Origin of the sequence: Hymenobacter psychrotolerans DSM 18569 (assembly GCF_900142395.1) — a bacterium.
In the GTDB taxonomy this organism is placed as follows: Bacteria; Bacteroidota; Bacteroidia; order Cytophagales; family Hymenobacteraceae; genus Hymenobacter; species Hymenobacter psychrotolerans.
In genome coordinates this window covers 271,727-291,367 of sequence record NZ_FRAS01000002.1, presented here as the reverse complement: position 1 = coordinate 291,367, position 19,641 = coordinate 271,727, and the positions used below count along the sequence as shown (strand labels likewise).

The 19,641-nt window shown below is 59.4% G+C and carries 15 protein-coding genes; 10 read left to right on the top strand and 5 right to left on the bottom strand.

Annotated elements, in window-relative coordinates; translation table 11 throughout:
- Positions 1-17 precede the first annotated feature (17 nt).
- Positions 18-2,126: an ATP-dependent zinc metalloprotease FtsH gene (gene ftsH, locus BUE15_RS04150; protein WP_073281431.1), complete on the bottom strand. Its 2,109-nt coding sequence runs from the start codon at positions 2,124-2,126 to the stop codon at positions 18-20.
- A 92-nt stretch (positions 2,127-2,218) separates the two neighbouring features.
- Entirely contained in the window at positions 2,219-2,608 is a 390-nt protein-coding gene (rsfS, locus tag BUE15_RS04145) for a ribosome silencing factor (protein ID WP_073281430.1), read from the bottom strand.
- Positions 2,609-2,692: 84 nt separating this feature from the next.
- Between rsfS and BUE15_RS04140 the strand changes: the two genes are divergently transcribed.
- The 5 genes from BUE15_RS04140 (at position 2,693) to rlmB (ending at position 9,882) form a co-directional block, all read left to right on the top strand.
- Complete coding sequence (locus BUE15_RS04140; RefSeq protein WP_317614837.1) at positions 2,693-3,415, top strand: biotin--[acetyl-CoA-carboxylase] ligase; 723 nt, start codon at positions 2,693-2,695, stop codon at positions 3,413-3,415.
- 284 nt (positions 3,416-3,699) lie between these two features.
- Positions 3,700-4,335, top strand: a complete 636-nt coding sequence (locus BUE15_RS04135; RefSeq protein ID WP_073281428.1) for a T9SS type A sorting domain-containing protein — start codon at positions 3,700-3,702, stop codon at positions 4,333-4,335.
- A 223-nt stretch (positions 4,336-4,558) separates the two neighbouring features.
- A complete protein-coding gene (locus BUE15_RS04130) occupies positions 4,559-7,555 on the top strand; it encodes a glycosyltransferase family 117 protein (RefSeq protein ID WP_073281427.1) in 2,997 nt (998 codons plus the stop codon).
- Positions 7,556-7,606: 51 nt separating this feature from the next.
- Complete coding sequence (locus BUE15_RS04125) at positions 7,607-8,887, top strand: GWxTD domain-containing protein (RefSeq protein WP_170865183.1); 1,281 nt, start codon at positions 7,607-7,609, stop codon at positions 8,885-8,887.
- Positions 8,854-9,882 (top strand): 23S rRNA (guanosine(2251)-2'-O)-methyltransferase RlmB, encoded by a 1,029-nt coding sequence (gene rlmB / locus BUE15_RS04120; protein WP_244535869.1) that lies wholly within the window; start codon positions 8,854-8,856, stop codon positions 9,880-9,882. Before BUE15_RS04125 ends, rlmB begins: the two co-directional genes overlap by 34 nt.
- A 77-nt stretch (positions 9,883-9,959) precedes the next feature.
- Here the strand turns inward: rlmB and BUE15_RS04115 are convergent, their stop codons facing one another.
- A complete protein-coding gene (locus BUE15_RS04115; RefSeq protein ID WP_073281425.1) occupies positions 9,960-11,048 on the bottom strand; it encodes a mannose-1-phosphate guanylyltransferase in 1,089 nt (362 codons plus the stop codon).
- Between the two features lie 101 nt (positions 11,049-11,149).
- The gene (locus tag BUE15_RS04110) at positions 11,150-12,127 is read right to left on the bottom strand and encodes a KpsF/GutQ family sugar-phosphate isomerase (protein WP_073281424.1); all 978 of its coding nucleotides are present in this window, start codon (positions 12,125-12,127) and stop codon (positions 11,150-11,152) included.
- A gap of 170 nt (positions 12,128-12,297) precedes the next feature.
- Between BUE15_RS04110 and recQ the strand changes: the two genes are divergently transcribed.
- A complete protein-coding gene (recQ, locus tag BUE15_RS04105; protein WP_073281423.1) occupies positions 12,298-14,493 on the top strand; it encodes a DNA helicase RecQ in 2,196 nt (731 codons plus the stop codon).
- Between the two features lie 167 nt (positions 14,494-14,660).
- On the opposite strand, the gene BUE15_RS04100 is transcribed toward recQ, so the two are convergent.
- Entirely contained in the window at positions 14,661-15,083 is a 423-nt protein-coding gene (locus BUE15_RS04100) for a BrxA/BrxB family bacilliredoxin (RefSeq protein ID WP_073281422.1), read from the bottom strand.
- A gap of 194 nt (positions 15,084-15,277) precedes the next feature.
- Here BUE15_RS04100 and BUE15_RS04095 point away from each other — a divergent pair, with 194 nt between their 5' ends.
- The 4 genes from BUE15_RS04095 to BUE15_RS04080 all read left to right on the top strand — a co-directional run bounded on the left by BUE15_RS04095 (position 15,278) and on the right by BUE15_RS04080 (position 19,639).
- Positions 15,278-15,577 carry a hypothetical protein gene (locus BUE15_RS04095; RefSeq protein ID WP_073281421.1) on the top strand — a complete coding sequence of 100 codons (300 nt, stop codon included), beginning with the start codon at positions 15,278-15,280 and terminating at the stop codon, positions 15,575-15,577.
- Positions 15,578-15,692: 115 nt separating this feature from the next.
- Positions 15,693-16,757, top strand: a complete 1,065-nt coding sequence (locus tag BUE15_RS04090) for a tetratricopeptide repeat protein (protein WP_073281420.1) — start codon at positions 15,693-15,695, stop codon at positions 16,755-16,757.
- A 72-nt stretch (positions 16,758-16,829) separates the two neighbouring features.
- Positions 16,830-18,863 (top strand): OmpA family protein, encoded by a 2,034-nt coding sequence (locus tag BUE15_RS04085; RefSeq protein WP_073281419.1) that lies wholly within the window; start codon positions 16,830-16,832, stop codon positions 18,861-18,863.
- A 386-nt stretch (positions 18,864-19,249) separates the two neighbouring features.
- Positions 19,250-19,639, top strand: a complete 390-nt coding sequence (locus BUE15_RS04080; protein WP_073281418.1) for a hypothetical protein — start codon at positions 19,250-19,252, stop codon at positions 19,637-19,639.
- Positions 19,640-19,641 lie beyond the last annotated feature (2 nt).

Sequence of the window (19,641 nt, the reverse complement as noted above, 5' to 3'; positions counted from 1 at the left end):
TTCTGGGATTGGGCGTGCTATACCGGCGTTACGGCCGAACCGCTGGGCTCCGAAGTAGCCCCGGACTGCGGACCGTTGTCATCTACGCCGGGCAGATTCAGGGGAGGCAAATCGTTTTGCAACGGGTGCTCCTGCTTCCGCTCGCTCAGGGTTTCTGACCGGTCGGTGCCGGCCATGTGGGCCTGGTAGTTGGTTTGCACGCCGTGTGGGCGCTTGCCCACGAGGCGCTCCAGATCATCCTGCAGCAGCACTTCTTTTTCCAGCAGCTCTTTGGCTACTACCTCCAGCTCGTGGCGGCGCTCCGTCAGCAGCTCTTTAGTCCGGATGTAGGCATTCTCGATGATGCTGCGCACTTCCTCATCAATCATCTGCGACGTGGCTTCCGAATAGGGCTTCGAGAAACCGTATTCATTCTGGCCTTTCGAGTCGTAGAACGACACGTTGCCGAGCTTGGCGTTCATGCCGTACATCGTCACGATGGAGTAGGCCATCTTGGTGATGCGCTCCAGGTCGCTGAGGGCGCCGGTCGAAATCTTGCCGAACACCAGCTCTTCCGCCGCGCGGCCGCCTAGGGTCATGCACATCTCGTCAGTGAGCTGCTCGGTGTTGTAGAGGAACTGCTCACGCGGCAGATACTGCGCGTAGCCCAGCGCCGCCACCCCACGGGGCACGATGCTCACTTTCACCAATGGGTCGGCGTGCTCCAGGAACCAGCCCGCAATGGCGTGGCCGGCTTCGTGGTAGGCCACAATCCGCTTCTCATCGGGGCTGATGATTTTGTTTTTCTTCTCCAGACCACCAATTACGCGGTCCACCGCGTCGGTGAAGTCCTGCATGGTCACCATCTTCTTGTCGCGGCGGGCGGCAATGAGGGCGGCTTCGTTGCAGACATTGGCAATCTCGGCGCCGGCAAAACCGGGCGTCATGGCGGCCAGCTTCTTGGCTTCCACATCGGGGCCCAGCGTCAGGGGCTTCAGGTGCACCTGGAAAATCTCCGTGCGGCCGTTGATGTCGGGCTTGTCGATGCTGATCTGACGGTCGAAACGGCCGGGACGCAGCAGCGCGGAGTCGAGCGTATCGGGACGGTTGGTGGCTGCCAGGATAATAACCCCGGAGTCGGTGCCGAAGCCGTCCATTTCTACCAGCAGCGAGTTGAGCGTATTTTCCCGCTCATCGTTGCCGCCGGGCACGTTGCCGCGGCTGCGGCTGCGGCCAATGGCGTCAATTTCGTCGATGAAGATGATACAGGGCGCCTTGGCTTTGGCCTGCTTGAACAGGTCACGCACGCGGGCAGCGCCCACACCCACGAACATTTCCACGAAGTCGGAGCCCGACAGCGAAAAGAACGGCACGTCAGCTTCGCCGGCTACTGCTTTGGCCAGCAGCGTTTTACCGGTACCGGGAGGACCTACCAGCAAGGCACCTTTCGGGATTTTACCGCCGAGGATGGTGAACTTCGAAGGGTTCTTGAGGAACTCCACGATTTCCTGCACCTCTTCCTTGGCTTCTTCCAGACCGGCTACGTCCTTGAACGTAATCTTCACCTTGTCGCCTCCCTCAAACAGGGCGGCGCGGCTCTTACCAATGTTGAAAATCTGGCCGCCGGCTCCGCCCGCGCCACTCATGCGGCGCATCAGGAACCAGAAACCGACCAGCAACAGAATGGAGAAGCCCCAGGTGGCAATAAAGTCGCCGTAGCCGGTGCGGGTATCGAAGGTGATGCCAATGCGCTTGTCGAGTGGAACGTTGGCCTGCAGCTTCTCAAAATCTTCCTTAAACGTTTTGCCATCCACGACCCGGAACCCGAATTGCGGGCTGGTGTCGAAGGTGAGCGGGCCACGGCGGCTCAGAAGCTGCGTATAGCGGCCCGATTTAGCGGCTTCGTTTTTAAGCGAAACTTCTACCAGGTTTCGGTCAGTGAGCAGCTTGACGTCGCGCACATCACCGGCGGCGTACATCTGCTCAAATTTCTGCTGGTTGATTTCGACGGTGCTACCACTCTGGTTGAAAAACAACCAGGCGCACAGAAACAAAACCAACCCGGCCAGTAGCCAGAGCTGCATACCCGGTTTCGGGGTGGGCGAAGGCAGCATGGGCTTCTTCTTTTTGGGCGTGTTATCAGGCATGAACTAGGGATTAGCTAAAGCAAAAAACAAAGGCGGAACATGCCGCCTGCACGTTTGTTCCCGGAAGCAGACGCAGCTGACCGGCGTTTACCTTACCGCGCCGAAACTGTTTCTTCTTCCACGTACCGGATCTGTGCATCGCCCCACAACTCCTCCAGAGCGTAGAACTGGCGCCGGTCGCGCAGGAACACATGCACTACCACGTCCACGTAGTCGAGCAGCACCCACTCGCGGTTGGTGCGGCCTTCCGTCTGCCAGGGGTTCTGGCCGGTCAGCTTTTCTACTTCTTCTTCTACGGAGCGCGCAATAGCGTCGAGTTGCGTATCTGAGGATGCCGAGCAAATAACAAAATAGTCAGCTACAGCATTTTTGAGGTCTTTAAGATTGAGCACTACAATGTCGACAGCTTTCTTATCCTGCATGCCGCGTACTACTACATCTGCCAACTTGTCCGAATCCTGCCGAACCAGGGTACTTTTCATGGGGTATTGTTAGGTTTGAACGTCACAAAGTACGAAAATCAAGTGGAGGCTCTTTTCCCGCAAACTCTCTTCACGGGCCGCCAAGTGGTTTGGTTGCCCGAATGCGCCTCAACCAACACCGAGGCACAACATCTCATAGGCGAAAACCGCGCCACCGACGGCTGCGTGGTAATTACCGACAAACAGACCGCCGGCCGGGGCCAGCGTGGCAACCGCTGGGAAGCCAATCCGGGCGAGAACCTGACAATGTCGGTAATATGGCGCCCCACCTTTCTGCCAGCCCAGGACCAGTTTCTGCTCAGCCAGGCCGTAGCCTTAGCCGTGCACGACTGGGCCAGTGCCTTGCTGGGGCCCGATGGCGCCCTGCGGGTGAAGTGGCCGAACGATATTTATTATGGCAACCGGAAGCTGGGAGGCATCCTGATTGAAAACACACTTAGCGGCGCAATGATTCAGCATAGTGTGGTAGGAATCGGGCTGAATGTAAACCAGCGGGAGTTCGGTGCCCATACGGCTACCTCTCTGGCCTGGGTTACGGGCCGCCCGTATGCGCTGCCAACCCTGATTTCCCGGCTGCTGGAGTGCCTGGAGCGGCGCTACCTGCAGTTGCGGTCGGGCCGGCTTGCCGCAATTCGCCACAACTACCTGGCGGCGCTGTTCCGCTACCAAGAGCAGCATGCCTACGAAGTGGAAGGCCGCCGGCTTGAGGGCGAAATCAGGGGCGTTGATGAGGTCGGGCGGCTTATTGTGCGCATAGAAGGCCAGTTGCGCCACTTTGACCTGAAGGAAATCAGCTACGTACTATGAGTGCGCGCGCCGGACGGCTGCTATTCAACAGCGAACAATGCAGCGCGGCCGTAAGCAGAAACAGCAAAGGTGGGAGCAGTGCGGCACCGGGAAGCAACCTTTCTGGCAACAGCACTATCTGTCCTGCATACTCACCGGCTGAGTTAGGCACGGTGCTTGTCTGGCTGATGATACGCTCCGCTTAATGCCACTCTGGCAACAAGCCGCCTTTAAATTTAAAATTCGCTATATTGTAGCCAAGCGCGTAGCACCCGCAGCCCTGCAATAGCCTTCTGCTGAACATCATGAAAATTTCTACGCGTATTTTTGGGGTACTGGCCATCCTGCTGGCCCAACTGTCGGCGCTGGCCGCCACCGTAACGGTGGAAGTTGGGGACGGCTTCTACCGGCCTGCCGCCATTACCATCCGCCCCGGCGATGAGGTGCGGTGGGTAAATGTGGGCACCCAGACGCATGCTACAGTGTCCGACAACGGCGCGTGGTCTACGTTTGCCATCGGCCCGGCGGCTTTCACCGCTTCTATCCCGTTCAGCAAAGCGGGCACCTTTAGCTACCACTGCCCGGCAAATGCGTCATTCAGCGGTGAGAAATGGACTGGTATGACGGGGGTTATTACGGTCAGCAACGCCCCGCAGGCCACCCTGGATGCAAAGGCCGCCAACGTGTCGCTGACGCTCTACCCTAACCCGAGCAAAGGCATGGTCACCGTAACGCTGGGCTCGAAAGCCGCTCCCGGCGACTACAAGCTGCGCCTGAACAACATTATCGGCCGCGAGGTGCGCACCATTGCCCTGCGTCCTGAGGCGGTTTCTGCCGGCGTACCCATCAACTTATCTGACCTGCCCGCCGGCATGTACCTCTACAGCTTGCTGCACAACGACAAGGTGGTGGCCACAAAGCGGCTTGTACTGCAGAACTAGCCTTCATCCTTTCCCTGCTTTATCACTGAAAAGCGGCCGGTAGCTCCGGCCGCTTTTTTTATACCCGGCGTATGGCAGCCGCTGTTTCGGGCGTTAAACAGGATACGGCGCGGCCGGATTTATTCTCTACTTTTGGTCTTTCACTGATTTCTGGATCATTTAAACCCGTCGGACTCCAACGGCGGGCGGGGCTTGCCCCGTTCCTACCCTACCCCAAGCACGCATGCGTTCATACAAAAGCCTGAATAATTTAGTAGGCTGGCTGGTGTTTGCCATTGCCACCATCACCTATCTACTCACGCTCGAACCCACGGCCTCGTTCTGGGACTGCGGCGAGTTTATTGCCTGCTCCTACAAGCTGCTGGTGCCGCACCCTCCCGGGGCGCCCACCTTTCTGCTGCTGGGCCGCATCTTCTCGCTGTTCTCGTTCGGAGATGTGACGAAAGTGGCCGTGCTGGTGAATGCCTTGTCGGCGCTGAGTAGCTCCTTCACGGTGCTGTTTCTGTTCTGGACCATCACGATGCTGGCCAAGAAGCTGGTGCTGCACCGCCAGGTGGCCGGACACACGGCCCCCGGCACGCCCGAGCCCACTTCGGGCCAGAGCCTGCTCATTCTGGGCGCCGGCGTGGTAGGTGCGTTGTCGTTTGCTTTCTCCGATTCGTTCTGGTTCAACGCCGTGGAAGGCGAGGTATACGCCATGTCGTCGCTGTTTACGGCGGCCGTGGTCTGGATTATGCTGAAGTGGGAAAACCGCGCCCACGAAGCCGATTCCGACAAATGGCTGATCCTGATTGCCTACGTTATCGGCCTCAGCATCGGGGTGCACTTGCTGAACCTGCTGGCCGTACCGGCGCTGGCGTTTATCTACTACTACCGCCGCACCCAGAACCCCACTACCCTGGGCGGCATCATCACGCTGGCGGTCAGCTTGGTGATTGTGGGCCTGATTCTGGTGGGCATCATTCCGGGCCTGCCTACGCTGGCGGGCGGGTTTGAAGTGTTCTTTGTGAATACGGTGCACCTGCCGTTCAACTCGGGTATCATCATCTTCCTGGTGCTGTTTGTGGGCCTGCTGTGGCTGGGTTTCCGCTACTCGTTCCAGAAGAAAAACCGCCTCGTGAACACGGCCATGCTGAGCCTGGTGTTCATCCTGATTGGCTACTCCAGCTATCTTATCATCCCGATTCGGAGCAGCTACCACCCCACCATCAACGAAAACAACCCCGAGGACGTCCTGAGCTTTGTGAGCTACCTGAAGCGCGAGCAGTACGGCGACCGTCCGCTGCTGTACGGCCCGCAGTTCAATGCCCGCCCCGTGCGCTACGAAGACGGCGCCCCGCGCTACGTGCGCGAAGGCGACCGGTATGTAGTGGCCGAAAAGCGCCAGACGCTGGTGTATGACGATGCCGACAAAATGCTGCTGCCGCGCATCTACAGCCCGCAGCCCGAGCACATCTACAACTACCAGAAGTGGGTGGATATCCGGGAAGGCGTGAAGCCCACCATGGGCCAGAACCTGTCGTTCCTGTTCCGCTACCAGATGGGCCACCAGTTCTGGCGCTACTTCCTGTGGAACTACGTAGGCCGCCAGGGCGACATTCAGCAGTCTGGAGGGTTGTGGCCCTGGGACGCGGGCAAGAGCGGCGTGCCGGAGCGCGTAGCCGACAGCCCGGCCCGCAACAACTTTTTCGCTATTCCGCTGATTCTGGGCCTCATCGGCCTGTTCTTCCATGCCCGCCGCGACTCGCGCAATGCCTTTATTGTGGGCCTGCTGTTCGTGTTTACGGGTCTGGCCATTGTGGTATACCTCAACCAGCCGCCCATAGAGCCTCGTGAGCGGGACTACACCTTCACGGGCGCTACCTATGCATTTGCCATCTGGATTGGGCTGAGCGTGCTGGGCCTGGCTGAGCTGCTGCGCTCCATTCTGAAAGCCGATACGCCCCGTGCCATAGCTGCTACGGCCCTTGGCCTGCTGGCGCCCGCTATTCTGGTGGGCCAGGGCTGGGACGACCACGACCGGTCGGACCGCTACAACTCCGTGGATTCGGCCAAGAACCTGCTGAACTCGCTGCAGCCCAATGCCATCCTGTTCACCAACGGCGACAACGACACCTTCCCGCTTTGGTACGCCCAGGAAGTGGAAGGCGTGCGTACCGACGTGCGTGTGGCCGTACTCAGCTACCTGAACACCGACTGGTACATCCAGCAGATGAAGCGCAAGGCGTATCTGTCGCAGCCGCTGCCCATCTCCATGCCCGATGACCGGTACAAGCAGGGCACCAACGACATGCTGCCCTACGCCGAAAACCCGGCCGTGCAGGAAGTGAACCTGAAGGAGTTTATTCAGCTGGTGAAGCAGAACAGCGAGCTGCTGCAGGTGTCGTACGGCGAAGGCCAGCCGATGATGATGTCGTACCCGACCCGCAAATTCTACCTGAACGTGGATACGGCCGCCGTGAAAAAGCAGGGCCTCGTACCGGCGGAGCGCAGCAAGCAGCTCGTGAACCGCATGGAATGGGACATGGGCAAAGGCGCCATCGAGAAGAAGAACCTGGTGATTCTGGACATGCTGGCCACCAACAACTGGGAGCGTCCCATCTACTTCTCCAGCACCGTGGCCGGCTCCGACTTCATGAACCTGCAGCCCTACTTCCAGCTGGAAGGCATGGCCTACCGCGTGCTGCCGCTGAAAGACCCGAACTACCAGCCCCGCGGCGACGAAGGCTACGTGGAGAAAAACATCATGTATGAGAACATGATGAAGAAGTTTGCCTTCCGCAACCTCAACAAGCCGGGCATCTTCTACGACGAAAACCACCTGCGCTTCCCGGCCAACTACCGCGACAAATTCGCGCGCCTCGCCAACGCCTACCTCGCCGACGGCGACAAGGCCAAGGCTACCGAAGTGCTGAACAAAGCGTTTGAGGCCATGCCCGACGCCACGATTCCCTACGACTACTACTCGCCGCAGTTTGTGCCGGCGCTGGTAACGGTAGGCAAGCAGGCGCTGGCTCACGACATCATGGACAAGATGACCAGCCGCGCCCAGGTGGCTCTGGCCTACTACCAGACGCACAACCCGGCCTTGTTCGACATGGAAAGCCAGACCTATCTGCTGGGGCTGCAGAGCGTATACCGCGCCGCCGAGCAGGTTGGCGACCAGGCCCGCGCCGCGAAAGCCTACGAGCTGCTGAACCAGTATTATCCGCGTCAGTAAAGGGCATTTTGTAGCTCTAGCAGGAAAGCCGGCCCGGTTGGGCCGGCTTTTTTGTTGGCTTCTGCTGACATTACGGGCCGCTTCTCCGTTTTAGTAGCCACATCTACACTGCCGCCGGTGAATCATCAGGTCCGACTACTTCTTTTCTGGGGCTTTCTGCTGACGCTGCCGCTAGCCGCATCGGCTCAGCGGCGCGACTTCGCCGGCCAGTACCGTCACCAAAAAATTCTGGTGGATTCGCGCCGCGAAGGCGACAGTCTGCGCGTGTATCTGCGGTTTCCGGATGGCTCGGCGCTCCGGCAAAAGCAGCCGCTGCGGGTGCTGGCCTGGCCCGCCTACGATGCCAGGCGCCCCCTCTGGGCCGATACCGTGTCTCAGCTGGCGCGGCGGCTTCGTTCCGAAGGGCCGGCTGCCCGCGTGGAGTTTTGCCTGCCAATGGCCCGCCTGCAGGCCGGCACCGTGCTGAGCATAGCCTGCGGCCCCGCCAGCGCCGCCGTATCCGGCGAAGCAGCCTGGCTGCCGCTCACAGCCGCCCGCCTGGCCCGTCCCTACGTACTGACCGACAGCCTCGGCGCTCCGTTGCTACGGCACACGGTGCGGGCCGGTGAGGCTTTTTTTGTGGACCGGTATGGTCCTGAGCAGCCCGTAAACGTGAAGCAGTACACGACGCCCTTCGTGGCCGCTTTGCCGCCGCACGCCGATCCGCTGCGGCAGTCAGCGGGACCGGCCACACTGGCGGTCAGCGACTCGCTGTATGCGCGGGCCGGGGTAGCGTTGGCCCTTCCAGAGCCTGGCCTGTATACGCTCCGGCTGGCCGGCGAGCCCAGCATGCTGGGGCTGCTGGTAACCGGTGCCGAATACCCGGACCTCACCACGGCCGACGAGCTGATTCAGCCCCTGATCTACCTGACCACTTCGGCGGAACGCAAAAAGCTCTACGAAGCGCCCAACCCCAAAAAGGCCGTCGATGAGTTCTGGCTGAAGGCAGCGGCCGGCCAGCAAACCCTGGCCCGCCAGGCAATCCGGCTTTATTACAGCCGCGCCGCTACTGCCAATCAGCTGTTTGCGGCACACAAAGCGGGTTGGATGACCGACCGGGGAATGCTCTACATGGTGCTGGGCGTCCCCGATGCCGTGTATCGTACTGCCCAGGAAGAGCGGTGGGTCTACCACGCCCGCGACAACGGCAGCTCAGCTACTTATACGTTCCGGCCCAAACCGAGTACCTTTGCCCCCGAACACTATGAATTGGTGCGCCGACCCGAGAATGAACGTCTTTGGTATGCCGCCGTGGAGCAATGGAGAAAAGCAATGACCGCCCCGGGCCGCTGAAGCCGCGCCGCACTTTTTTTGACTCGGAAAACCGCCCGGTGCCCCGCACCCCGCGCCGCGACTTCGGCGACGACGTGCCCGGTGGCTACCGCCGGCCTGAGAGCCGCCCGGAAGGCCGCGACGAAAGCCGCCCCGACAAGCGCGCTGACGGCCGCGGTGGCCGTAGCTTCGATGGGCCCCGGGGTAACTCCGGCCGCTCAGCCGGCGGCGACAAGCCGTTTTACTCGCACCGCCCGGCTGCCGACCACAACATCGATATGCTGTTTGGGTTGCGCCCCATTCTGGAGGCGCTGCACGCGGGCCGTACGCTGGAAAAGATTTTCCTGCTGCGCGGCACCAAAAACAGCCTGACCCAGGAAATCAACGACCTGGCCCGCGAGCGGGGCACGCCCGTTTCGATGGTGCCGGCCGAAAAGCTGGACGGCCTGACGCGCAAAAATCACCAGGGCGCTGTGGCCTTTGTCTCGCCGATTGACTACATGCCGCTCGACAGCATTCTGTCCGGGCTTTACGAAGAAGGCAAGGTGCCGTTTCTGCTGATTCTGGACCGTGTGACAGACGTGCGCAACTTCGGCGCCATTGCCCGCAACGCCGAATGCATGGGCGTGCACGCTATTGTGGTGCCGGCCCGCGGTGCCGCCCAGATCAACGGCGACGCTGTGAAAACCTCGGCCGGGGCCCTGAACCTGATTCCGGTATGCCGCGAAAACAACCTGCGCGACAGCCTGAACTTTCTGCGGGAGTCGGGCGTGCAGATTGTTGCGTGCACCGAAAAATCAGACGCCAGCCTGGAAAGCACTTCGGCAGATATGACTGGCCCCGTGGCTGTGCTGATGGGCAGCGAGGAAGACGGCATCTCGCCCGAATACCTGCAACTCGCCGACCACCGCCTCCGCATCCCGATGACCGGCCAGATTGGCTCGCTCAACGTGTCGGTGGCCAGCGGCATTATGCTGTTCGAGGTGCTGCGCCAGCGCCTGCAGGCGGCGAAATAACCAGCCACTTTACTTACTACAAACAAAAAGGCCGGGCTCAAGAGCCCGGCCTTTTTGTTTGGATCTGTGCGCGGCTTTTAGTTGTAGCCGGCGCCTTTCTTGGCTTTTACATCGGCCACAAACTCCTTCACGCGTTGCTCTTCGGTGCGTTTGCAGATCAGCAGCACGTTGTCATATTCGGCCACAATGTAGCCTTCGAGGCCCTGCACTACTACCAGCCGCTCAGCGGGCGTTTTGATAACGCATTCCTGCGTGTCATACAGAATGGCGTCGCCGTCTACCACGTTGCCGTTGTCGTCGCGGCGGCCTATGCGGTGCAGCGAGTCCCAGGTACCCAGGTCGCTCCACCCGAAGTCGGCGGGCAGCACATACACATTGTCCGCCTTTTCCATCACACCATAGTCGATGCTAATGTTGCGGCAGCGTGAGTAAGCTGCCGTGATGAACTCTTCCTCCTGCGAAGTCCCCAGCTGAGCACTCCCCTCCTCAAACACCTCCGATATGTCGCTCAGGTAATTGTGGAAGGCCTTCAGGATTACGTTGGCGCGCCACACAAACAGGCCGGAGTTCCAGAGAAAGTCGCCGCTGGCCAGGAACATGTTGGCCAGCTCCAGATTCGGCTTTTCCGTGAATGTCTTCACCTTTCTCAGGCCATTCGGCAGGCTGCTGGCTTCATCATCCATGTACTGAATGTAGCCGTAGCCGGTGTCGGGGCGCGAAGGCTGGATGCCGAGCGTGATGAGCACTTCCTGGGTGCGAGCGGCGTCTACGGCCAGCGAAATCACGCGCCGGAACTCGTCTTCGCGCTGCACGGCGTGGTCGGCGGGCGTCACAATCACCACGGCCTGCGGGTCGCGCTGCGCAATGCGGTAGCTGGCATACGCAATACACGGCGCCGTATTGCGGCCGATAGGCTCTCCCAGAATCTGGTCGGCGGGAAGCTCGGGCAAGTGCTGCTGCACCAGTTCCTGGTAGTCACGATTGGTGACGACGAACACGTTTTCGGGCGGGCAGATGCCGGCAAAACGGTCGACGGTGAGCTGTAGCATAGAGCGGCCTACGCCCAGCACGTCGTGAAACTGCTTGGGGTGGCTGGTACGGCTAAAAGGCCAGAAACGGCTGCCAATACCGCCGGCCATTACCACGAGGTAAGTTTGTTGAATCATAATCGGGTCCGGGAAAGCCCACCTGTGCCTCAGGGATTGAGCCGTTGCTGGTTTGGGTGCTGCAAATATCTGATTTTGTCAGACAAGAGGCAGGCACCGCGCTATACGAGGCCTTCGCGCAGCAGATCATGCAGGTGGATAAAACCACTGAAACGCTCCTGCTCCGTGACGATAAGCTGCGTGATATTGCGCTGCTGCATGCGCGCCAGGGCTTCTACCGCAAAATCGTCCACGTCTACGCTTACCGGATTGGCCGTCAGGATGTCGCGGGCACGCACGTCTTCCAGGCGGCCGGCAAAGGTGGTCAGCATGCGGCGCAAATCACCGTCCGTGATGATGCCTTCCAACTGGCCGCTGGCTGTCAGCACGGCGGTAGCCCCGAGGCGCTTGCCGGAAATTTCGAGAATAATGTCCTTCAGGGGCGCGGTATCGAGCACCTGCGGCTGCTGGTTCTGCCGGCTCAGGTCGCCTACTTTCAAATAGAGCTGCTTGCCGAGGGTACCGCCGGGGTGCAGACGCGCAAAATCCTGCCGCGTAAACTCCCGGCTTTCGAGCAGGCACACGGCCAGCGCATCGCCGAGGGCCAGGGCGGCCGTGGTGCTGGTGGTGGGAGCCAGATTGTGGGGGCAGGCTTCCCTATCGACGGGCGCGTGCAGCACGTAGGTGGCCTGCTGGGCCAGGTAGGAGTCGGCGTTGCTGACGAGAGCCGCCAGCGGCACGCCTTTGCGCTTGAGCAGGGGCACCAGCACTTTTATTTCGGGCGTGTCGCCGCTCTTGCTGATGGCCACCACAAAATCGTCGGGCTGAATCATGCCGAGGTCGCCGTGGATGGCGTCGGCAGCGTGCATAAACAGCGCTGGCGTACCCGTGGAGTTCAATGTGGCCACAATCTTGCCGGCAATGTGGGCGCTTTTACCAATCCCCGTTACGACGACCCGACCCCGCAAAGACAAAATCGCCTCTATGCATTGTGCAAAATCCGGTGTTTGCGCAATGGCTTCCGCTACGCCCCGGATGGCCTCTGCTTCATGCAAAAGCACATTTTTTGCAATAGAATGAAGTTCGTTATGTGGTTTCAATCTAAATTTGATTAGGTATTGCGTGGAAGGGCCGTGCACGAAACAAGGTTTTGTCTTTTTGCCCGCTACACGCTACCGAATACTTCAAAAATCCCTAGATTGAGATAGGCAACCTGCGCCAGGCGCCGAAAACCTATCTGAATTTCCCAACCGAGTAAGTGAGGATGTCGATGCCAGCAGTGAACACCGTAGTCAGATCAACACCTGATTTGAAGGGCAAGTTAAAGGAAGTTTTTGGGTACGGTCAGTTCCGCGGTACGCAGGAAGCCATCATTCAGAACGTCATCGAAGGCCACAATACCTTCGTGATTATGCCTACCGGTGCGGGCAAAAGCCTTTGCTACCAATTGCCGGCGCTGGTGCTGCCCGGCACGGCCATCGTTATTTCGCCGCTCATCGCCCTGATGAAAAACCAGGTCGACCAGCTGAACGCCTTCGGCGTGAATGCCCAGTTTCTGAACTCGACGCTGAGCAAGTCGGAAATCAACCGGGTCAAGAAGGACGTTATCAGCGGCGAGGTGAAGCTGCTGTACGTAGCGCCCGAGAGCCTGACCAAAGACGAAACCATCGACTTCCTGCAGAAGGCCACCATTTCGTTTGTCGCTATTGACGAGGCGCACTGCATTTCGGAGTGGGGCCACGACTTTCGGCCTGAGTACCGCCGCATCCGGGGCATCATCGACAACATCGGGCAGGTACCCATCATTGCCCTCACGGCCACGGCCACGCCCAAAGTGCAGCTCGACATCCAGAAGAACCTGCAGATGGACGACGCCTCGGTGTTCAAGACCAGCTTCAACCGCACCAACCTCTACTACGAGGTGCGGCCCAAGCACAACACCAAAAAGCAGCTGATTCAGTACGTGAAGCAGCGCAAAGGCCTGGCAGGCATCATTTACTGCCTGAGCCGCAAGAAGGTGGAGGAAATTGCGGAGCTGCTGAAAGTAAACGACGTGCGGGCCCTGCCCTACCACGCCGGCCTCGACCCGCACGTGCGCATGGCCAACCAGGACGCCTTCCTCAATGAGGATGCTGACGTGATTGTGGCGACCATTGCCTTCGGAATGGGCATCGACAAGCCCGATGTGCGCTTCGTGATTCACTACGACACGCCCAAAAGCATAGAAGGCTACTACCAGGAAACCGGCCGCGGCGGCCGCGACGGGCTGGACGGTGACTGCCTGATGTTCTACAGCTACGACGACATCGTGAAGCTGGAGAAGTTCAACAAGGACAAGCCCGTAACGGAGCGCGACAACTCCAAGCTGCTGCTGCAGGAAATGGCCAACTACGCCGACTCGGCGGTGTGCCGGCGCAAGCAACTGCTGCACTATTTCGGCGAAACCTACCCGAAAGACTGCGGCTTCTGCGACAACTGCAAGCACCCCAAGGAGAAGTTTGAGGCTAAAGACGAAGTGGCTATGGCGCTGAAAGCCGTGGTACAAACCGAGCAGCGGTTCGGCCTCGACCACATCGGCACCGTATTAATGGGTATGAACAACGCGCACATAGAGAGCTATGGCCACAACGGCCTGCCCATCTACGGACAAGGCAAGCACCACGATGCCCAGTTCTGGCATTCGCTGTTGCGGCAGTGCCTGATTTTTGGTTTACTGGAGAAGGATATTGAAAACTTTGGCGTTGCAAAAATCACCGACAAGGGTATGGACTTCATCGAAAACCCCCATTCTATTAAGCTCACCAAAGACCACAACTACGAGGAGGAGGTGAAGGAAGAGCAGGAGCAGGAAGAGGTGCAGCAGGCCGCCGGCCACGACGAGGCCCTGTTCCAGATGCTGAAAGACCTGCGCAAAAAGATAGCCAAGGAGAAAAACCTGCCGCCGTACGTGCTCTTTCAGGATCCGTCGCTCAAGGAAATGGCTACCACCTTCCCGCTGAAGATGGACGACCTCGCCCATGTGGGCGGCGTAGGCCAGGGCAAGGCCACCAAATTCGGCACGCCGTTCCTGGCGCTCATCAAAAAGTACGTGGACGACAACGACATCGAAACGGCTACCGATGTGGTGGTAAAATCGGCCGTCAACAAGTCCAAAATCAAGATTTACATCATTCAGCAGATCGACAAAAAGATGGACCTGGAGGAAATTGCTTCCTCGAAGGGCATTGATATGCGCGAGCTGATGGAGGAAATCGAGCACATCTGCTACTCCGGCACCAAGCTCAACCTTGACTATTATATCGACGGCGTGCTGGACCACGAGCGCCAGGACGAAATCTACGACTACTTCATGTCGGCCAGCACCGACAACATTGCGGTGGCACTAAAGGAGCTGGGCACCGATGAGTACACCGAGGAGGACATTCGCCTGATGCGCATCAAGTTTCTGAGCGAAGTGGCTAACTAGGAACGCGGATTTTGCAGATTAGCGCGGATTAGTCGGATTTTGGTGACGATTAAAAAGCAAAAAGGCTTGCCAGATGGCAAGCCTTTTTGCTTGGGGTCACTCGCAAACGGCCCGGATAATCGTCACCAAAATCCGACTAATCCGCGCTAATCTGCAAAATCCGCGTTCTAGCAGTACTCCTCAAAAGCGCCCTGCAGGTTGTTGACGATACGCATCAGGTCGTTGCCTTCGATGTGGTAGCGCTCAATCATGTGCACCAGCTCACCGTCTTTGAACAGTGCAATGCTGGGGCTGCTGGGCGGATACGGCAGCAGATGCTCGCGCACTTTGGCTACGGCATCGGTTTCCATGCCGGCAAATACGGTTACAAGTTTCGCGGGCTTCTTGTCGGAGCTGGAAATGGCCATTTTCAGGGCCGGGCGGGCTTTGGAAGCTGCGCAGCCGCACACCGAGTTGACGGCCACCAGCACGGTGCCTTTCTGCTCGTTCAGGACGGAGTCCACTTCTTCGGGGGTCATCAGCTGCTCGAAGCCGGCCTCAACGAGGTCCTGGCGAATCGGGGCAACCATGTATTCGGGGTACGTAGCCATAGGTAAAAGCTAGGCGTGAAAGTGAAACATAACGGACTGTGGTTTGCAGCCGCCGCTACAAAAATACGCAAATAGTGGCGGCCCTCCTGCAGTTGGCGTATTCAACCCCAATGCCACCTGAGAAGTTTACAGCAGCAGAAGTTTCGCCCGACGCGTAAGCTCCCAGTTCCCCACCATTCACGCCCTGTAGAGATATGAAGTACAACGAATTTGCCGATTCTCTCACGCACCACGCTGCCTCCGATGCTCTTTCGCCCCTGCTGCGCGCGCTCTGGCACGCCGGCCGTGACGAATGGAGGACCGCCCACGACATTGCGCAGGCACATGAAGGCACGCCCCATTTCGATTGGCTGCACGCGCTGCTGCACCGGCAGAAAGGCGACGCCAGCAATGCTGCCTACTGGTACCGCCGGGCAGGGCGGCCCGCGTTTAGCGGCAGTATCCGCGCCGAATGGGAAGCACTGGCCCGGACCCAATGGCCTGGGCAAGCCTAAGCCCGGCTACTACTTCATCTTGCCATAATTATACTATCAAACAAATATTAAGTTGAATTTCTGGCGTTTGCGCAATTAAAATTACATTTATCCTGCCGAAGCAACCCGGCCGGATATGATGCACAAATCGATACTTCTTATTGCCGCACTTAGTCTGCCGGCCCTTGCTGCGCAGGCCCAGGTAGATACGGTGCGGGCTTCTACCCTACCACCGGCTCAGCAGGCCGAGAAGCTCTACAACAGCGGGGTAGCCAAGTTCAATCAGAAAAGCTACCGTGCCGCGCTGCTGGATTTTGACAAGGCTCTGACGCTACGCCCTGATTTCGCCCGGGCTTACTACAACCGCGCCACCACCCGCTACGAGCTGAAAGACTACCAGCCCGCCGTGCATGACTACGATGCCGCCCTCAAGCTCGACCCCAAGGATGGCACGGCCTACTTTGGGCGTGGCCAGGCCCGGGAGGCGCTGCAGCAGCCCACTGAAGCCGAGCAGGACTACTCGAAAGCCGTGGAAGCTACGCCGGCCTATGCGCCAGCCTGGTACTACCGCGGGGCGCTACGCTTTGAAAAAGGCGACTACAAGGCGGCCAAGGCAGATTTCGACCAGGCCACCAAAGCGGACCCCAACTACGCCTACGCCTGGCACGACCGGGCCAGCGCCGAGCGGCAGCTGCAGGAATATCCCGCAGCCATCCAGAGCTACACCAAGGCCCTGGCGCTTCAGCCCGAGCTGCTTCCGGCCCTGCTGAACCGCGCCGGCACCAGGCGCCGCGCCGGCGACCTGAAAGGTGCTCTGGCCGATTACACGGAGTATCTGCGCAAAAAGCAGGACAACCCAACCGCCTACACCAACCGCGGCGCCGCCCGCTTTGAGGCCGGCGACTACAAAGGAGCGGCTGAGGACTTTGGCCGGGCCACGGAGCTGGATGCCTCTTACGCCTTTGCCTGGAACAACCGCGCCGCCGCTTACCTCAAGCTCGAAGACTACAAAAAAGCCGACGCCGACGCCAGCAAGGCCATTGCGCTGAACCCCACGTACGCCGAAGCCTACCTCAACCGGGGCCACGCCCGCGAAATGCTCCGCAACGCCGACGGCGCCTGCCAGGACTGGCGCAAAGCCGCCGAGCTGGGCCTGGAAATCGGCAACAACTACGCCGCCAACTCCGGCTGCGGCGAATAGTCTCTGTACTTATCAGCTCCGGCGGCATACGCTACCCTGCGGTGCGCCCACGGGCTTCCCAGATTTCATTTTATGTACAAATACTTACTCGCCTTCCTGCTGCTTTCTTCGGCGGCCCAGGCGCAGAGCGTGGAGTTCAGCAAGGAGCAGTTCAGCTCAAATAAAGATGGCCTGAAGGCTGCCCTGAAGTCCATCAAGCTCGGTGACGAATGGTACCAGAACGACCCGCCGCGCTACGAGCAGGCGCTGCCGCATTACCTGGAGGCCCAGAAGTTCAATTCCGAAAACGCTGAGCTCAACCTCAAAATCGGGGACTGTTACCTGCATTCGGGGTTCAAGCCGCGGGCGCTGGCTTACCTGCAAAAGGCGTATCAGCTCAATTCCGGCGTCGATCCGCGCATTCACTACCTGCTGGGACGCGGGCTGCACCTCAACGGCAAGTGGCAGGAAGCCACAGCCGAGTACAAGCAGGCCACGCCCGCCACGGGCACCAAGAATACGGCTGGCTTCACGCAGGACATCCAGAAAAAGATAAAAGAGTGTGAAAACGGCCGCAAGCTGGAAGCCAGGCCCATCCGGGTATTCGTGGACAATGCCGGGCCGGGCGTCAACTCGCCTTATCCCGATTACGGCCCCGTTATTTCGGCCGATGAATCGGTAATCCTGTTTACCTCGCGCCGCCAGGGCTCTACCGGAGGCGAAAAAGACCCCGAATCGGGTGGGTTCTTCGAAGATATCTACCAGAGCGTGCGGGAAGGCAAGAGCTGGGGACCGGCGCGCGGCCTCGGCGAAACGGTGAATACAGCCGGCCACGATGCCACCGTAGGCCTTTCGCCCGATGCTCAGCGCCTGCTGGTGTACGTGGAAGACAACGGCGGCGACCTGAATGAAAGCAACCTGCGCGGCGCTGAGTGGAGCAAGCCCCGCCAGCTCGGCAGCCGCATCAACAGCAAGGCCCACGAGTCGTCGGCGGCCTACACGCCGGATGGGCGCAGCCTGCTGTTCGTGAGCGACAAACCCGGCGGCCTGGGCGGGCGCGACATCTACAAGATTGAAATTGAGGGCCGCGGCCCGGCCGTCAACCTTGGCCTGACCATCAACACCCCCTACGGCGAGGAAGGCGTATTTCTGCACCCCGATGGCAAGACGATGTACTTCTCATCGGAAGGCCACAACTCGATGGGCGGCTACGACATCTTCAAATCCACGTACCAGAATGGGCAGTGGAGCGCCCCCGAAAACCTGGGCTGGCCCATCAATACCCCCGACGACGACGTGTTTTTCGTGATATCCGCCTCGGGCCGCCACGGCTATTATTCCTCCTTCCGCGACGATGGCATGGGCTCCAAAGACATCTACCAGATTACGTTTCTGGGGCCCGAAAAGCCGCCGGTGCTGAGCCAGGAAGACCAGCTGCTGGCCTCCCGCGTGCAGCCCGTGAAGGAAACCCTGCTGGCCCCGCCGGTACCCGTTGCCACGGCCCAGGTGACTATTCTGAAAGGCACCGTGACGGATGCCACCAGTAAGCAGCCGCTGGAAGCCACCATCGACGTAATCGACAACTCACGCAACGAGAATATTGCCTCGTTCCGGGCCAATGCGCAGTCGGGCCGCTACCTGGTTTCGCTGCCTTCGGGCCTGAACTACGGCATCGTGGTCCGGCAGGAAGGCTACCTGTTCCACTCCGAAAACTTCGATTTACCGGCGGGCGCGGCATATTCGGAGGTGGTGAAAGACATTCAGCTGCAGAAGCTGGATGTGGGTGTGAAGGTGGTGCTGAACAACATTTTCTTCGATTTTGATAAAGCCACGCTGCGCAAGGAAAGCACCGGGGAGCTGGAACGCCTGCAGAAGCTGCTGGCCGAAACGCCCGCCCTGCGCCTGGAAATATCCGGCCACACCGACAACGTTGGCAACGCCGCCTACAACAAAGACCTAAGTCAGCGTCGCGCCAAAGCAGTGGTAGACTACCTCGTGACCAAAGGCGTAACCAAGGACCGTCTTACCTTCGCGGGCTACGGCGACACCCAACCCGTAGCGCCCAACACTACCAAAGCCGGCCGCCAGCAAAACCGCCGCACCGAGTTCAAAGTAACCGGCAAGTAGCCCAGAGCTGGCCACCAGCCAGGAGCTTCTACCGCAACGTTTCCATTAGTAGCAGGGCCCCGTCGGCCCGGCCACCCCGCCAGAATAGCTGGCCGGGAGTTGGCCGGACCGATGGGGCCCTAGCATTGGTAGCCAGCCGACTTATACCCTCGCTGTGCCCTACGGCTTTAACCACCCTACCAAGCGCTACAGTAGCCTTATGAGGTAGACCTGACCAATGAGGGGCACCTGTTGCTGTTGAGTTGGATCTGTTGGCTCGTGGCGGTTAAGCCCCTTGCTCAATACTTTCTCTTGGCATATTTCAACATAATCATACATTACATCATTTATCATATAAAATATTGCTTTATTTGCCAAAACAAGATTACTCCCCTTTTCACTCCGATATGAAGAAGGTATTTGGCGTACTGATTGCCGGCAGCATCAGCTTACTTTCCCTTTCTGCCCATGCTCAGCAGTCCTCTGACAAGCTTCGCGCGGAAGCTATGGAAGCCACCCGTCATCTGGCCAGCCGCATTGCCCTGGATGATGCCCGCTCGGTACAGGTGCGCCGCCTGACCTACGACAAGCTGGTGCAGGAAAGCCAGATCAACACGATGTACGGCGACGACCCTGCCATGCGCCAGAACAAGATGCGCGTGCTGGACGAAGATTACACTGAGAAGCTTAAGGCGGTGCTCACGGAGGCTCAGTTCAAACGGTATTTGGCTTCCACGGCCTCGGCTCCGCAGCCTTCCACAGCCGGCGCAGTACCGGCCAAGGCGGCCGGCCATTAGGC

Excerpts from the sequence above, each read along its gene's own strand:
- BUE15_RS04095 (WP_073281421.1), top strand. The coding sequence starts at position 15,278 with ATGAAGTACAACGAATTTGCCGATTCTCTCACGCACCACGCTGCCTCC.
- BUE15_RS04085 (WP_073281419.1), top strand. The coding sequence starts at position 16,830 with ATGTACAAATACTTACTCGCCTTCCTGCTGCTTTCTTCGGCGGCCCAG.
- recQ (WP_073281423.1), top strand. The coding sequence starts at position 12,298 with ATGCCAGCAGTGAACACCGTAGTCAGATCAACACCTGATTTGAAGGGC.
- BUE15_RS04130 (WP_073281427.1), top strand. The coding sequence starts at position 4,559 with ATGCGTTCATACAAAAGCCTGAATAATTTAGTAGGCTGGCTGGTGTTT.
- ftsH (WP_073281431.1), bottom strand. The coding sequence starts at position 2,126 with ATGCCTGATAACACGCCCAAAAAGAAGAAGCCCATGCTGCCTTCGCCC.
- BUE15_RS04135 (WP_073281428.1), top strand. The coding sequence starts at position 3,700 with ATGAAAATTTCTACGCGTATTTTTGGGGTACTGGCCATCCTGCTGGCC.
- BUE15_RS04115 (WP_073281425.1), bottom strand. The coding sequence starts at position 11,048 with ATGATTCAACAAACTTACCTCGTGGTAATGGCCGGCGGTATTGGCAGC.
- BUE15_RS04100 (WP_073281422.1), bottom strand. The coding sequence starts at position 15,083 with ATGGCTACGTACCCCGAATACATGGTTGCCCCGATTCGCCAGGACCTC.
- rsfS (WP_073281430.1), bottom strand. The coding sequence starts at position 2,608 with ATGAAAAGTACCCTGGTTCGGCAGGATTCGGACAAGTTGGCAGATGTA.
- BUE15_RS04090 (WP_073281420.1), top strand. The coding sequence starts at position 15,693 with ATGATGCACAAATCGATACTTCTTATTGCCGCACTTAGTCTGCCGGCC.
- rlmB (WP_244535869.1), top strand. The coding sequence starts at position 8,854 with ATGGAGAAAAGCAATGACCGCCCCGGGCCGCTGAAGCCGCGCCGCACT.
- BUE15_RS04080 (WP_073281418.1), top strand. The coding sequence starts at position 19,250 with ATGAAGAAGGTATTTGGCGTACTGATTGCCGGCAGCATCAGCTTACTT.